The organism is Flavobacterium covae, from assembly GCF_001534645.1.
Taxonomy (GTDB): Bacteria; Bacteroidota; Bacteroidia; order Flavobacteriales; family Flavobacteriaceae; genus Flavobacterium; species Flavobacterium covae.
Genome location: NZ_CP013992.1, coordinates 1375126 through 1390078, shown reverse-complemented (window position 1 = coordinate 1390078; position 14953 = coordinate 1375126). Strand labels below are relative to the sequence as shown.

Sequence of the window (14953 nt, the reverse complement as noted above, 5' to 3'; positions counted from 1 at the left end):
GATTAACTAAAAAAACAATTACAATTATGGGATTTATTTCAGAATTTAAAGAATTTGCACTAAAAGGAAACCTTGTAGATATGGCCATTGCTTTTGTTATGGGGGGAGCTTTTGGTAAAGTTACTTCGGCTTTTGTTGAAAAAATGTTTGCTCCAATCGTTGGACTTTTAATGGGAGGTATAGACTTAGCTGATAAAAAAATAGTGCTAAAAGAAGCAGTATTGGATTCAACAGGAAAAGAAACAGCTCCTGCTGTAGCAATAGAATGGGGATTATTTTTGACGGCTGTTATTGATTTTTTAATTGTAGCTTTTGTTATGTTTTTAATCATAAAAGCAATGAACAAAATGAAGAAGCCAGCGCCTGCACCTGCAGCACCATCAGGCCCTACACAAGAAGAATTATTAGTACAAATAAGAGATTTATTAAAAAAATAATTTAAAAATCTTTCACATATAAAAAAACCTCAACTATAAGATTGAGGTTTTTTTATGTGTATTATTCTGTGTTATAACAAATTTGTTACATCTATACTTTTTATTACTTTTACCCTCTAAAATATTATTGAATTATGTCAACAGCTAAAAGTGATTACAAAAGAGTAACTACAAAGTCATTATTTGATATGAAAGCCAAAGGTGAAAAAATTTCAATGCTAACAGCATACGATTACACTATGGCTAAAATTGTGGATTCATCGGGTGTAGATGTAATTCTGGTAGGAGATTCAGCTAGTAATGTAATGGCAGGTCATGAAACTACTCTTCCCATTACACTTGATCAAATGATTTATCATGCGTCTTCGGTTGTACGAGCAGCTCAAAGAGCATTAGTAGTGGTAGACCTACCTTTTGGGTCTTATCAATCGGATTCTAAGGAAGCTTTGCGATCTGCTATTCGTGTAATGAAAGAAAGTGGAGGACATGCCGTTAAGTTAGAAGGAGGAAAAGAAATTAAAGACTCTATAAGAAAAATACTGCAAGCAGGAATACCTGTTATGGGGCATTTAGGACTTACACCTCAATCTATTTATAAGTTTGGAACTTATACAGTAAGAGCAAAAGAGGATACAGAGGCAGAGAAACTTATCGAAGATGCAAAATTATTAGAAAAAGTAGGATGTTTTGCTTTAGTACTTGAAAAAATACCAGCCCATTTAGCTAAAAAAGTAGCAGAAAGTATTTCAATACCTGTTATAGGAATTGGTGCTGGTGGTGGGGTAGATGGACAGGTACTTGTTCTTCATGATATGATCGGAATGACTCATGAATTTAGTCCTCGTTTTTTACGTAGATATATGAATTTATACGAAGAAATGACGCAAGCTATTGGACAATATGTGGCAGATGTTAAAGCGGAAGATTTTCCAAATGCTAATGAACAATATTAAAAAAAATATAAAACATATAATAAATTGTACAAAAACTATTATTTTAGGTTTTAAATAAGTAAAAGTTTTTGCTGTAATTTTTTGCTCATTGAAAGATGAAAATAATTTCAAATAAGAATAATCTAGCGGTTTTGTATGAAGATAATCATATTATCATAGTTAATAAACGAGTAGGAGATATAGTACAAGGAGATAAAACAGGGGATAAACCCTTATCTGATGTAGTAAAGGAATATTTAAAAGAGAAATACAATAAACCTGGAGAAGTTTTTTTAGGAGTAGTACACCGTTTAGATAGACCAACAACAGGGATTGTACTTTTCGCTAAAACTTCAAAAGCTTTAAGTAGGCTTAATGATCTTTTTAAAAACAGAGAAACTCAAAAAACCTATTGGGCAATAGTCAAAAATAAACCTTCTCAGAAGGAAGCTACCCTTATACATTATTTAAAAAGAAATCCGCAAAAAAATACATCTAAAGCTCATTTAAAAGAGGTGGCAGATAGTAAAAAAGCTATTTTAGATTACAAAATTATAAAAGAGTTAAATAATTATTTTGTTTTAGAAGTAAGTTTACACACAGGAAGACATCATCAAATACGCTCGCAATTAAGTGCTATTGGTTGTCCTATAAAAGGAGATTTGAAATATGGGTTTGATAGAAGTAATAAAGACGGAGGAATTCATTTACATGCGCGTAAATTACAATTAATACACCCTGTTTCAAAGGAAATTATTAGTGTTACAGCACCCGTACCCGATGATATTATTTGGAAATCAATAGAATAAAAAAATATTATGTATACTGTATCTCAACGAAAAAAAGTTTTGAGTAAATTACTAGATAACCTAGTAAAATACGAAACAGATATGCAAGATGCCTTGTATAAAGATTTTAAAAAACCCCGTTTTGAAAGTATGATTTCAGAAACGGAATATATTATTAATGAACTAAGATATACCATAAAAAAACTAGATTCATGGGCTAAGCCTAAAAGAGTTTTCCCTTCGTTGTTAAATTTTCCCTCAGCGGATTATTTATATTCCGAACCTTATGGTAAAATTCTTATTATAAGTCCTTGGAATTACCCTATTCAATTAGCATTTTCACCTCTAATAGCGGCTGTAGCGGCTGGAAATAAAGTAACCCTAAAACCTTCAGAACTTACCCCCAATAGTTCTTCCATTATATCTAAAATTGTAAGAGAAACGTTTGAAATAGATCAAGTAGTAGTAATAACGGGAGATTATACGATTGCACAAGATTTATTAAGTAAACGTTGGGATTATATATTCTTTACAGGAAGTGTGCCAGTAGGAAAAATTGTAGCAAAAGCCGCCGCAGAAAATCTTACACCAGTTACTTTAGAATTAGGAGGGAAGAGCCCAAGCATTGTAGATCAAACAGCTGATCTAAAATTAGCTGCCAAAAGAATTATTTGGGGAAAAATATTTAATGCAGGACAAACTTGTATAGCTCCTGATTATTTAATCGTTCATAAAAGTATAAAAGAAAAAATGATTCCTCATTTAATACAAGAAATACAGAACGCATTAGGTAGCTCTATGCAAGAATCAGAAGATTTTGCACGCATTATTAATCTAAAGAATTGGAAACGCCAACAGAGTTTCTTAGAAAACCAAACTATATTATTTGGAGGTCAAACAAATGAAACAGATTTATACGTATCACCAACTCTATTAGATGAACCTAATTTAGAGAGTTCTGTTATGAAAGAAGAAATATTTGGTCCTATCCTACCTATTATTTCATATACAACTAAAGAAGAACTATATAAAATAGTTAATCGTTTTGAAAAACCTCTAGCCTTGTATTTATTTACAAAAGATAAATCTTTTGAAAAAGATTTACTTTCTGAAATATCTTTTGGAGGAGGTTGTATAAATGATACTTTATCCCATTTCTCCAATAAAAATTTACCTTTTGGAGGAGTCGGTCATAGCGGCATTGGAGCATATCACGGTAAATTAGGTTTTGAAACATTTTCACATCAAAAATCAATTGTAAAAAAATCAAATTGGATTGATCTTCCATTTCGTTACGCTCCTTACAAAGGAAAATTTCAGATGGTGAAAAAAATCTTAAAATGGCTATAATTTAAAAATGAAAACTTTAAAAAAAATTGATTTATATCAAATTATTAAACAAAGCATAGAACTTTACAAAAAAAATATACTTCTAGTAGGGCTTGTTTTTTTTATCCTAACTATTGTCTTAGTTAGTCTACTTAATATTGGATTTAAGACGTTATATAAAGGAGATGATTTATTAGAATATTTAAAACACTTTAATCCTGAAAAATTTTCCATAAAAGATAAACTATTATATTTATCAGTATTAACTATGATCATAGCTTTAGTCGCTCCTTTTAATGCAGGAATCCTAAAAATGATGAAAGATACACAAGAAAATAATAAAGTAGGTATTAATACCTTTTATTATTATATAAACAGTCCATATTATTTCTCTATACTCTTAGTTACCCTATTAGTCAGTGGATTTGGCCTATTTTTTAATACAACTTTAGAAGTGTTAATTAAAGATCATACTATAAAAAACTTCATTTCATTTTTTATTTCAATATCAACTTCTATTCTTACTTTTACAGCATTGCCCAATGTTATTTTTAGTAATTTAAAACCTATAGAAGGAATAAAGAAAAGCATTAAAGATTGCTTTTTAAATTTTGGAAAAGTATTTTTATTGATTACCATATCCGTTATTTTGGGATATTTGGGATTTTTTGCGTTTTGTATAGGAATCTTTTTTACTTTCCCTTTTTATTTTGCTATACAATATAAAGTATACGATACATTGAAATAATATAAAAAGAATAAAGAAAAAGAAACCTCCTATTGTTTATAAAAGCAAAGGAGGTTTTTTAGTTTAATTAAGATTTTTATTTATGAAAAAAATCTAATATTAATTTGAAGCTAAAAAAATATATAAAAAAGATCAATGAGGAAATTTAAAAGTTTAAATGGTATAAAATATAATTATGATTTTTTATTATAAGATTAGATGATAAAGGGGTGTTTTTGTAGAATATACTAAGTAATGATAACTTTTTTATAAAAAATAGGGGGTTAATTGCTTTTAGATATTTATTTTTTTGTTTTTTCTATAAAAAATAAGGGGGTCTAGGTGTTTTTTATATTTTTTTTTATACTTTTGAACTAATCTAATAAGGTATAAACTACTTAACAATAATTTTATGGCAACATTTCGTTTTCAATCACTCCAAAAGGCTACTAGTCGTCCAACTGTAGTAGTAGAAGAACTAGATAGAAAATCATCTATCTTTGGGACCAATGTATTTAATGATAAAGCAATGCGTCAATTTTTGACATCTGAGGCTTATAAGGCTGTTCAGAATGCTATTCAACACGGAATTAAAATTGATCGAAAAATTGCTGATTATATAGCAATGGGGATGAAAGAATGGGCTTTGTCAAAAGGAGTAACTCATTATACGCATTGGTTTCAGCCTTTAACAGGTACAACAGCAGAAAAACATGATGCTTTTTTTGAAACGTCTTTTGACGGATCAGATCCAGTAGAAAAATTTGGAGGAAGTCAACTTGTACAACAAGAACCAGACGCTTCTTCTTTTCCAAATGGAGGAATTCGTAATACATTTGAAGCCCGTGGATATACAGCTTGGGATCCAACATCACCTGCTTTTATTTTTGGTACAACATTATGTATTCCTACCGTTTTTATTTCATACACAGGAGAAGCATTAGATAATAAAACACCTTTGTTACGTGCTTTACAAGCTGTTGATACAGCAGCGACAGAAGTAGCTAAATATTTTGACAAAAACGTTAAGAAAGTTACACCTACTTTAGGTTGGGAACAAGAATATTTCTTGGTAGATTCAGCTTTAGCTTCTTCTAGACCTGATATTTTAGCTACAGGAAGAACACTATTAGGTCATACCTCAGCCAAAGGACAGCAATTAGAAGATCATTATTTTGGATCTATTCCAACACGTGTGCTAAACTATATGCGCGATTTAGAAAATGAGTGTATGCTATTAGGAATTCCTGTTAAAACACGTCATAATGAGGTAGCACCTAACCAATACGAGTTAGCACCTATTTTTGAAGAAACTAATTTAGCTGTAGATCATAACTCTTTATTAATGGATGTAATGCAAAAAGTAGCAGAACGTCATAGCTTTAAAGTGCTAATGCACGAAAAACCTTTTAAAGGAGTAAATGGTTCAGGTAAACATAATAACTGGTCGTTAGCAACAGATACAGGTGTTAATTTATTATCACCAGGGAAAACACCTATGAGTAATCTACAGTTTTTAACTTTCTTTATAAATACAATTAAAGCAGTACATGATTATGAAGAATTATTAAGAGCTTCTATAGCATCGGCAAGTAATGATCATAGACTAGGAGCAAATGAAGCCCCACCAGCCATTATTTCTGTATTTATTGGTCAACAATTAACAAAAGTATTAGAAGAATTAGAAGGTGTATCAAACGGAAAATTATCACCAGAAGAAAAGACAGATCTAAAACTAAATGTAGTAGGTAAATTACCAGATGTATTCCTAGATAATACAGATAGAAACAGAACTTCTCCTTTTGCTTTTACAGGTAACAAGTTTGAGTTCCGTGCAGTAGGTTCATCAGCCAATTGTGCTACTTCTATGGCCACCTTAAATACAATCGTAGCCAAACAATTGAAAGTATTCAAAATAGAAGTAGATGCTTTAATTGAAGAAAAAGGATTGAAAAAAGATGAAGCCATCTTTAATATATTAAGAGAATATATCAAACAAACTAAAAATATCTTATTTGAAGGAGATGGTTATAGTGACGCATGGGAAGAGGAAGCCGAAAAAAGAGGTCTAAGTAATCATAAAACGACTCCGAAAGCTCTAAAAGCCAAAGTCTCAGAAAAAGCAGTTAGCCTGTTTGAAGAAATGGGGGTAATGAACCATGTAGAAGTAGAAGCTCGTTATGAAATTGAATTAGAAGAATACACTAAAAAAATTCAAATAGAAGGAAGAGTTCTTGGCGATATTGCTCGTAACCACGTAATTCCCACAGCTATTCGTTATCAAAATATTTTAATTGAAAATGTAAAAGGATTAAAAGAAATTTTTGGTTCCGATTTTGAAAATGTTGCTAAAGAACAAATAGGTCTAATTAAAGAAATTTCAGCACACATTGAAGGAATTAATAAAAATGTAGATCAAATGATAGAAGAGCGTAAAAAAGCTAATAATTTAGAATCATCTGAAGATATGGCAAACGCATATTGTGACCACGTTAAACCTTATTTTGATGTTATTCGTGAACATTGTGATAAATTAGAATTGCTAGTCGATGACGAATTATGGACGCTAACTAAATATAGAGAATTATTATTTACAAGATAAATGTAGTTTTTTAAAATAAAATAAATATTTTTTAAAAAAAAGAGGACTTTTTTAAGTTCTCTTTTTTTGTTTTTAAATATTTTTATGAATATCGTTAAATTTTAACAAAATATACGGAAAAACCTCGTTATGAATATTTTTAAACTAATTAAATTTCACTATTCTATTTAAAGTTATTGAATCACAGTGATTTATGTGTGAGAGATTACTTGTGGTAAAATCAAGAATATTTGTTTTTTAATGACAATAACAAAATTTGAGTTGAAATTGTAGTAGGATTGGACATCCTTAAAATGAAAACTCTAAACAGAATATAGAAGATTATCTTTTTTAACTTTTATTTCTTTTAGAGTTTTTTAAACTAATGAATACGGAAATAAAAATTATAAGAAATGATATTTAATTTCTGTTTACCTATAGAAGAAATTACATTATCAACGCCGCTAACTCGTTCAAATTTCTTTAAGATACAGAATAGAGACTAGATGGGTTAGATAACAAGAATATGATTTTTAAGAAATTTCCTAAAAGTAATGATAGATCAATAAAGACTAAACAAACTACGTAAAATGCAAGAATTAAGACAAATTATTTTCTATTTATTCATTTTAGGAATTCCAATGACTATTAAAGCACAATTTACAATTACAGGAAAACTAATGAAACAGAGTAATGTACCCATAGTAATGGCAGAAGTAATTATGTCAACATTAGAAAATGAAGCCATTTCTAGTCAACTAACAAACGAGCAAGGATATTTTGAAATAAAGGTTCCAAAAAGAGCAAATTATATTATACAAATAAAGCAATTAGGAACAATTCTTATAGAAAAAAATGTTGAAATAAAAGAAAATACAAATCTAGGAATTTTACATCCCGAAAAGATAAATAAAATAGAAGAAATAACCATAATATCTCAAAAGAAAATAATAGAACGTAAAGTAGATAGAGTAATTTTTAACGTACAAAATTCTACTAGAGCTTCAAGTGGAGATGCCTTAGATGCTTTAAAAGTAACACCAGGAATAAGAATTCAAAATGATCTAATAACCATGATAGGAAAAAGCGGAATGGGACTCATGATAGATGGTAGATTGATGTCATTATCTGGTGACGATTTAACAAATTATCTTAAAACAATAGCAGCCGATAATATAAAATCAATAGAAGTTATTACAACACCACCAGCAAAATATAGTGCTGAAGGAAATAGCGGTTTACTTAATATTATTCTTAAAAAAGCCAAAAATGATACATGGAATACAAGTATTAGAACCAATTTAAAACAAAATACCTATTTTACAGGAGGACTAGGAGGAACATTTACTTATAAAAAAGACAAAAATAGTTATGTTATAAGCACACTTTATACAAATGGTAGTTATAAAGGAACTGAAAATTCGATTATTTATTATCCTAATCAACAATGGGAAAACAGAGGAATAGGAAAGTATTATACCAATATCTGGAGTAATCGTCTAGGATATGACTATCAGGTAAATAAAAAATGGAATTTAGGAATACAATATGTAGGCAATATCAGTAAACCCAATATAAATGATTCAAATGAAGTAACTCTTGTAGATAATATAAGACAACAACAAACCGCTAATATTAATTCAATTGGAGAAAGTACGCGAAAAAAAGAACTAAATACAATTAATCTTCATTCAAATATAGATTTAGATACAATAGGTAAAAAAATAAGTATTGATCTAGATTATTTGAGTTATACATCTGCTGTTAATCGTAATTTTAACACTACAACTTTTGCGCTACCACAATCAGGTTTGTCCTCAAAATTTCAAAATACTCTAAACCAAACAAGTCAAAATATTAAAAATATTTCAACTCAGGTAGATATACAACATCCATTAAAATGGATTCATTTGAATTACGGCATACGATTATCATATTCAAAAACCAATAATGATATAGATTTATTTGATAACACTACAGGCCAACCTTTAAAAGATTCTAATCAAAGTAATAAATTTCAGTTTAAAGAAAATACACAAGCCATTTACATAAGTGGAAATAAAACTTTTGGTAATGAAAAATGGCAAACTCAATTAGGAATGCGTCTTGAAAGTACACAAACAGAAGGAAATTCACTCACTTTAAATCAAATAACAACTAAAAATTATACTCAGTTTTTCCCTACGATATATTGTATGTACAAAATAAATGATAATAAAACAATTTCATTAAGCTATTCCAAAAGAATTTATAGACCTAGTTTTTCTAATCTAAATCCATTTAGATGGTACACTTCAAATTTTTCATATTCAGAAGGAAATCCAAATTTAAAACCCTGCATATCAAATAATCTCGAGTTTAATTTTAATTATAAAGACAATATAGGTTCTAGTTTGTTTTTTTTAAAAGAAACAAATAATTTCGGACAAGTAGTAATGCTTAATGATAATGAATACTATCAAAGAATAACACAACTTAACTATTTTGACAATTATAGCATCGGATTAAATCAAATGCTAAATTATACGAAGAAAAAATGGTGGGAAAATCAAAATACCTTATATATTTATTTTCAACACTCCGATTCTAGAATTTATCCTCTGACACCTAAAACCAATGAAGGTTTGGGCGCGCAAATAAATACAAGTAATAATTTTATTTTAAAAAAAGATAAAACCCTTTCAGCAGGTTTTGATGTTAGCTATATCTTCCCTAATAGATCAGGTGATCTAGTTTATAACTATGAAAGAACATTGATAAGTCTTTATGGAAGAGCTTCGTTTTTTGAAAAAAAAATGCAAGCAATTATAACAATTGAAAATCTTTTAAAAACAAACGATTTTAACACGTTAAGTACTCGCAATATGATCGATACTAAATATAAAGGATATTATGATTCTCGTTATATAAACTTACAATTAATATACAAATGGGGTAATAATAAAATAAGTAATAAAAATCGAAAAGTAAGCAACGAAGAAGAAAAAAACAGAACAAATTAAAATATTTTAAATTTCTATAATTTGTAGTGTACAATACAGAAAATAGAATTTATAAATAACCATTTGCGCAAATTAACTGACTGCTCGGTGAAATAATAAGCAGAAACAATACAATAATTTTTATTCTAGTAAAAATGAAAACAAACAAAACAGAAAAATTTGATCTATCAAAATTTGAGGCTCTTGAAATTAATGGAGAAACATTAAAAGGAGGTTTTTCTACTGCTTTAACAATTAATGCAGTAGGCGGTTTACTAAAAGAAGGTGATAACTACTATAAATGCGGTCAAACAAACAATTGTCAAAGTGGTAATTGTGTTGCAGGCTGCGGATCAGATATTAGTACAGCAGAAGTTTAGTAATAAAATTGAGTTAGAATAATTAAAAAAGAAGTATCCGGAAAGTTATAACATCCAATGTAATTAAATATACTAGACTCTATAATCTTGTTTATAAATAAAGATAAAAATAGAAAAATGAAATTTTCATTCTATTGAATAATAAATTACATATTGATTTATACTTTTCGGATAACTTCCTTATAAGAAACGGAATAATCTATGAAACTTTTAAATTTTGAAAAACTAGATGAGGTTGATAAACAAAAACTTATAGGAGGATTTTCTTCGATCTTTAGTACAGTTGATAATTTTGATTACCAAGATTCAAACCTTACTAATAATTGTCATGGAGGAAACTGTGCAGCAGCTACTTGTAAAAAACAAAAAATAACGAAAGAAAAAGGTAAAAACGGGAATTGCGTAGGTAACTGTGTACCAGGTTGTAGTACAAAGAAATAGATAAAATTTATCTATAATCATCTTTTTATATCCTTCATGATATAAAGACAAAGTGTGTATTGTTTTTAATTTTTATAAACTAAATAATAGGCTAACATAAAATATGAAAAAATATAGTCGCTTTAATACGATATTACCTTACAAAGGAAAATATGCGTTGTACAATTCATTAGAACAAAAATTTCTTTTTATAGAAAGAGAGTTAAAAGAAATTTTAGAAGCCTCTATTATAGAAGGTATTAATAACTTAAAAGAAATACATCCTACTTTTTTTGATTATTTGTCCGAAAATAATTTTGTTATAGATGACAATGTAGACGAAACGGATAAATTAAAAAAAATTAGTGAAAAAATAGACGAAAATAATTCTACTTTTTTGCTTACCGTTAATCCTACAATGAACTGTAATTTCAAATGTTGGTATTGTTATGAAACCCATATTAAAGATTCTAAATTAGAATATTCAGTTTTAGATTCAGTGAAAAAATTTGTAACAAAAACTATTTCAAAAAACGAAATGAAATACTTTTCCTTATCATTTTTTGGAGGAGAACCCTTGTTGTATTTCAAAATGAATGTGATTCCGCTGATAGATCATGTAAGGGAAGAAAGTAACCATTACAATAAAAAATATTCCGTTAGTTTTACCACGAATGGATATTTAGTCAATGATTATTTTATTGACTATTTTAAAAAATACGATATGTACGCGAGTTTACAAATTACTCTAGATGGTTATAAAGAAGAACATGATGAAGTTAGATTTGTAAACAAAAAGAAAGGAAGCTATGATGAAATTATAGCAAATGTGAAAAAATTACTTCTAAACGAACGATTTAATATTACTCTTCGAATCAATTACACTGATAAAAATATTCACAATTGTTTTAAAATTATTGATGATTTTGAAGAAATTCCAAAAGAAATCAGAAATAAAAAATTATTGATAGATTTTCATCGTGTATGGCAAAATGATCAGCTTGATGATAGTAATAAAGTTTTAATGAACAACGTCTCTATTATCGAGTCTAAAGGTTTTAGAACAAATGTTATCTATTCTCCAGATAATGTAAAAGCATCTTGTTATGCAGATAAAAGAAATAGTGCAACTATAAATTATAATGGAGATTTATTCAAATGTACCGCAAGAGATTTTCTTTCTGAAAATAGAGCAGGATATATCTCACAAGAAGGAGAACTTGTATGGGAAAATGGCTATTTAGATAGAAGAATGACATCCAAATTTAAAAACAAACCCTGTCTTAATTGTAAAATTATGCCTTTATGCAATGGAGGATGTACACAGCACGCTATAGAAAATGAAGGAAAAGAATATTGTGTTTTTCATGGAGATGAATCTGAAAAAGATAAAGTTGTTTTAACCAAAATAGAGGAAATATTAAAAGAAAATGTTGCATTATAATAAATCAAAAGTAACTTTTTACAATCAACTTGAAAGTACAGATTGTGGTGCGGCATGTTTAGCTATGATTATCAGTTATTATGGTAAAAAAATTGCATTATCACAGGTAAAGAAACAATTTGATTTTACTCGAATAGGAGTTTCTATTCAAGATATTACAAAAGTAGCATCAAAAATAGGATTGCAAACCACTCCCTTAAAATTAACGCAAGAGCAACTAGAAGAAATTCCTTTACCTTCAATTTTATTTTGGAAACAAGACCATTTTGTAGTACTCGAAAAAATTACATATAAAAACAAAAAAAATAAATACCATATACTTGATCCAGCTTATGGTAAAATTATTTTAGAAAAGGACATCTTTATAAAAGAATGGCAAGGAAATAATGAAAAGGGAGTAGGGATTGTATTTCAAGAAACAGAAGAGTTTAAAAACTTTAAATGGCAAGAAGAAAGTAAAAAAGCAATACTAAAATCGCCCTCATTTATCACCGCTTTTTCATTTTTAAAAATTAATAAATGGAAATACCTGAGTTCAATTATATTACTAATCATTAGTTTGGTAACTTCTTTTTATATTCCATTTACTTTTCAAAAGATTATTGATTCAGGGATAATATTAAAAAATATTCATATAGTTTATTATTTTTTAGCAGCACAAATAGTACTTTTTATATCTAGTTTTATATCTGATTTTTTAAGCACTCTGTTACTAACAAAAATTAATTACCATTTGAGTATCTTGTTAAAAGAAAATTTACTACTCAAATTAATGCGTCTACCCATTCGTTTTTTTGATACTCGACTTAATACAGAAACTTTACAACGAATTCAAGATCAAAAAAAAATACAAAATTTTATTACTTGGAAAGGAATTGATTTTAGTTTGAGTGTATTTAATATACTTATTTTTAGTGCTTTACTATGTTATTTTAATCTTGTTGTTTTCAGTGTTTATATAACCTTATCAATATTTTCAATAATTTGGGTATCCTTTTTTTTACGAAAAAGAGCAATGTTAGAGTATGCTATGTTTTTAAGTCAATCTGAAAACAGTAATGGAGTTTATGAATTTATAATGAATATGCCAGAAATAAAAATAAACCATGCTCAATATAAAACAGTAAATAAAATATTAAATATTCAGAAAAAAATAAATAAACTAGAACTCCGCAATTTATTTTTAAATATGTATCAAAATATAGGAGTCGAGTTCTTAAGTAAGTTTAAAGAAATTACAGCCATAGCCATTTGTGCTTATTTTATTATAAAAGGAGAAATGACATTAGGAACATTATTGAGCATTTCATACGTCATAGGTCAGTTAACAAACCCTATTCAAAATTTAGTCACATTTATTAGAGACACCCAAGATGCCACAATAGCTAATAAACGAATAAATGAAATTTATGATACTGAAGAAGAAGATAATCATACAAAAATAGATATAGAAAAAAAAACTTTTAATGTTATAGATATAAAAGAAGTTTCTTTTAAATATCCAGGAAATTTTAATCCATTTGTTTTAGAAAATATATCTTTTTCAATTCCTAAAAATAGTATTACTGCAATCGTAGGAGCAAGTGGTAGTGGAAAAACATCTCTTTTAAAATTATTACTTTCTTATTACTCTTCAACAAAAGGTAAAATTCAGTTAGACTCATTTAATTTACAGGAAGTTTCTTCTAATTTATGGAGAAAAAAATGCGGTATTGTTTTACAAGATGGAAAAATATTTAGTGGAACAATAGCAGAAAATATTGCAATAGCAGATGAAAAAATAGATGAAGAAAAATTAATAGAAGCAGCTAAAATAGCCAATATATTAGAGTTGATAAAAGTATTACCTATGGGATTTAATACAAAAGTAGGAAATTCTGGAATCGAATTAAGTGGAGGGCAAAAGCAACGAATTTTAATTGCTCGAGCTATTTATAAAAATCCCGAATTTATTTTTTTTGACGAAGCAACTTCAGCATTAGATGCAGAAAATGAAAAAATAATTCATAATAATTTACAAGAATTTTTTAGAGGAAGAACAGTTGTTATTATTGCGCATCGTTTGTCAACTGTTAAAAATGCAAATCAAATTATAGTATTAAAACAAGGAAAAATAGTAGAAAAAGGAAATCATCAAGAACTTGTTGATAAAAAAGGCGATTATTTTAATTTAATTAAAAATCAATTGGAGTTAGGAAATTGATAAACTAAAGGAAAATAATATACTAAAAAAAATGATAGTTTAAATAATATTTAAAAAGAAGCTCTATATTGATGTAAAAAATAAATAAAACTTAAAATAGTTTTAACATAATATACGGAAAAACCATAATTAAATTAATTTTAAACAAACTAAATTGCGCCCCGTAAAACTTCTTGATTATCGGTTATTAAAGGGAAAATTATCATGCTAATAGAGAAGAGTTGTTCCTTTGTTAAACTTTATAAACAAAAAAACAGCAATTTACAGTAAGAATTATAAAAGGGATTGGACATCCTTGAATGAAAACTCTAAAAAGAATATAAAGATAGAATAAGCATAATGCCTTTGGTGTTTAAAAAGTGATAAAAAAGAGCTTATTTTTAATCTTTGTATCTTTTAGAGTTTTTAAAACTGAAAAATTAGAATATTTGAAAATAAACATAGTCTAGTGTAAATTTTATCTATAAAATTTTAATAATTAGATCTTTAAGAATATAAATAATCTATATAAAATAGAGTAAAAAATATCTGTTTTGATGATCTTTCTTATGAAAATGTTTTATGACTTAAGATATTCATATACTTATATGAAAAAAAAAATTATTTTAATATTAATATCTCCTTACCTATGTAGAGGTTTTATATTTCGTTTTTCTGATAATAACGAATTTATGAAGTTAAAAAAAGAAAAAATATGTTTCAATGATCCATTTTTTTCTAAAATGAAAATA

At 27.7% G+C, this 14953-nt stretch carries 11 protein-coding genes; all 11 read left to right on the top strand.

Features of this window, described 5'->3' with window-relative positions:
* The first annotated feature begins 26 nt into the window (after positions 1 to 26).
* The 11 genes from mscL (at position 27) to AWN65_RS06160 (ending at position 14222) form a co-directional block, all read left to right on the top strand.
* Positions 27 to 437 carry a large-conductance mechanosensitive channel protein MscL gene (mscL, locus tag AWN65_RS06210; protein WP_060382373.1) on the top strand — a complete coding sequence of 137 codons (411 nt, stop codon included), beginning with the start codon at positions 27 to 29 and terminating at the stop codon, positions 435 to 437.
* A 134-nt stretch (positions 438 to 571) separates the two neighbouring features.
* Positions 572 to 1390, top strand: a complete 819-nt coding sequence (panB, locus tag AWN65_RS06205; RefSeq protein ID WP_060382372.1) for a 3-methyl-2-oxobutanoate hydroxymethyltransferase — start codon at positions 572 to 574, stop codon at positions 1388 to 1390.
* 95 nt (positions 1391 to 1485) lie between these two features.
* Complete coding sequence (locus AWN65_RS06200) at positions 1486 to 2178, top strand: RluA family pseudouridine synthase (protein WP_060382371.1); 693 nt, start codon at positions 1486 to 1488, stop codon at positions 2176 to 2178.
* 9 nt (positions 2179 to 2187) lie between these two features.
* Positions 2188 to 3507: an aldehyde dehydrogenase gene (locus AWN65_RS06195; protein ID WP_060382370.1), complete on the top strand. Its 1320-nt coding sequence runs from the start codon at positions 2188 to 2190 to the stop codon at positions 3505 to 3507.
* A gap of 7 nt (positions 3508 to 3514) precedes the next feature.
* Complete coding sequence (locus tag AWN65_RS06190) at positions 3515 to 4234, top strand: hypothetical protein (protein WP_060382369.1); 720 nt, start codon at positions 3515 to 3517, stop codon at positions 4232 to 4234.
* 391 nt (positions 4235 to 4625) lie between these two features.
* Positions 4626 to 6815 carry a glutamine synthetase III family protein gene (locus tag AWN65_RS06185; RefSeq protein WP_060382368.1) on the top strand — a complete coding sequence of 730 codons (2190 nt, stop codon included), beginning with the start codon at positions 4626 to 4628 and terminating at the stop codon, positions 6813 to 6815.
* Between the two features lie 569 nt (positions 6816 to 7384).
* Positions 7385 to 9796 carry an outer membrane beta-barrel family protein gene (locus AWN65_RS06180; RefSeq protein ID WP_081078400.1) on the top strand — a complete coding sequence of 804 codons (2412 nt, stop codon included), beginning with the start codon at positions 7385 to 7387 and terminating at the stop codon, positions 9794 to 9796.
* Between the two features lie 134 nt (positions 9797 to 9930).
* Entirely contained in the window at positions 9931 to 10155 is a 225-nt protein-coding gene (locus AWN65_RS06175; RefSeq protein WP_060382366.1) for a hypothetical protein, read from the top strand.
* 201 nt (positions 10156 to 10356) lie between these two features.
* Entirely contained in the window at positions 10357 to 10596 is a 240-nt protein-coding gene (locus AWN65_RS06170; RefSeq protein ID WP_060382365.1) for a hypothetical protein, read from the top strand.
* 103 nt (positions 10597 to 10699) lie between these two features.
* The gene (locus tag AWN65_RS06165; protein WP_060382364.1) at positions 10700 to 12019 is read left to right on the top strand and encodes a radical SAM/SPASM domain-containing protein; all 1320 of its coding nucleotides are present in this window, start codon (positions 10700 to 10702) and stop codon (positions 12017 to 12019) included.
* Positions 12006 to 14222: a peptidase domain-containing ABC transporter gene (locus tag AWN65_RS06160; RefSeq protein WP_060382363.1), complete on the top strand. Its 2217-nt coding sequence runs from the start codon at positions 12006 to 12008 to the stop codon at positions 14220 to 14222. The genes AWN65_RS06165 and AWN65_RS06160 overlap by 14 nt, the downstream gene beginning before the upstream one ends.
* Positions 14223 to 14953: the final 731 nt, after the last annotated feature.

Bases quoted from the DNA above. Each gene is read 5' to 3' on its own strand.
- AWN65_RS06185 (WP_060382368.1), top strand. From the start codon at position 4,626: ATGGCAACATTTCGTTTTCAATCACTCCAAAAGGCTACTAGTCGTCCA.
- AWN65_RS06180 (WP_081078400.1), top strand. From the start codon at position 7,385: ATGCAAGAATTAAGACAAATTATTTTCTATTTATTCATTTTAGGAATT.
- mscL (WP_060382373.1), top strand. From the start codon at position 27: ATGGGATTTATTTCAGAATTTAAAGAATTTGCACTAAAAGGAAACCTT.
- AWN65_RS06200 (WP_060382371.1), top strand. From the start codon at position 1,486: ATGAAAATAATTTCAAATAAGAATAATCTAGCGGTTTTGTATGAAGAT.
- AWN65_RS06170 (WP_060382365.1), top strand. From the start codon at position 10,357: ATGAAACTTTTAAATTTTGAAAAACTAGATGAGGTTGATAAACAAAAA.
- AWN65_RS06160 (WP_060382363.1), top strand. From the start codon at position 12,006: ATGTTGCATTATAATAAATCAAAAGTAACTTTTTACAATCAACTTGAA.
- AWN65_RS06165 (WP_060382364.1), top strand. From the start codon at position 10,700: ATGAAAAAATATAGTCGCTTTAATACGATATTACCTTACAAAGGAAAA.
- AWN65_RS06195 (WP_060382370.1), top strand. From the start codon at position 2,188: ATGTATACTGTATCTCAACGAAAAAAAGTTTTGAGTAAATTACTAGAT.
- panB (WP_060382372.1), top strand. From the start codon at position 572: ATGTCAACAGCTAAAAGTGATTACAAAAGAGTAACTACAAAGTCATTA.
- AWN65_RS06175 (WP_060382366.1), top strand. From the start codon at position 9,931: ATGAAAACAAACAAAACAGAAAAATTTGATCTATCAAAATTTGAGGCT.
- AWN65_RS06190 (WP_060382369.1), top strand. From the start codon at position 3,515: ATGAAAACTTTAAAAAAAATTGATTTATATCAAATTATTAAACAAAGC.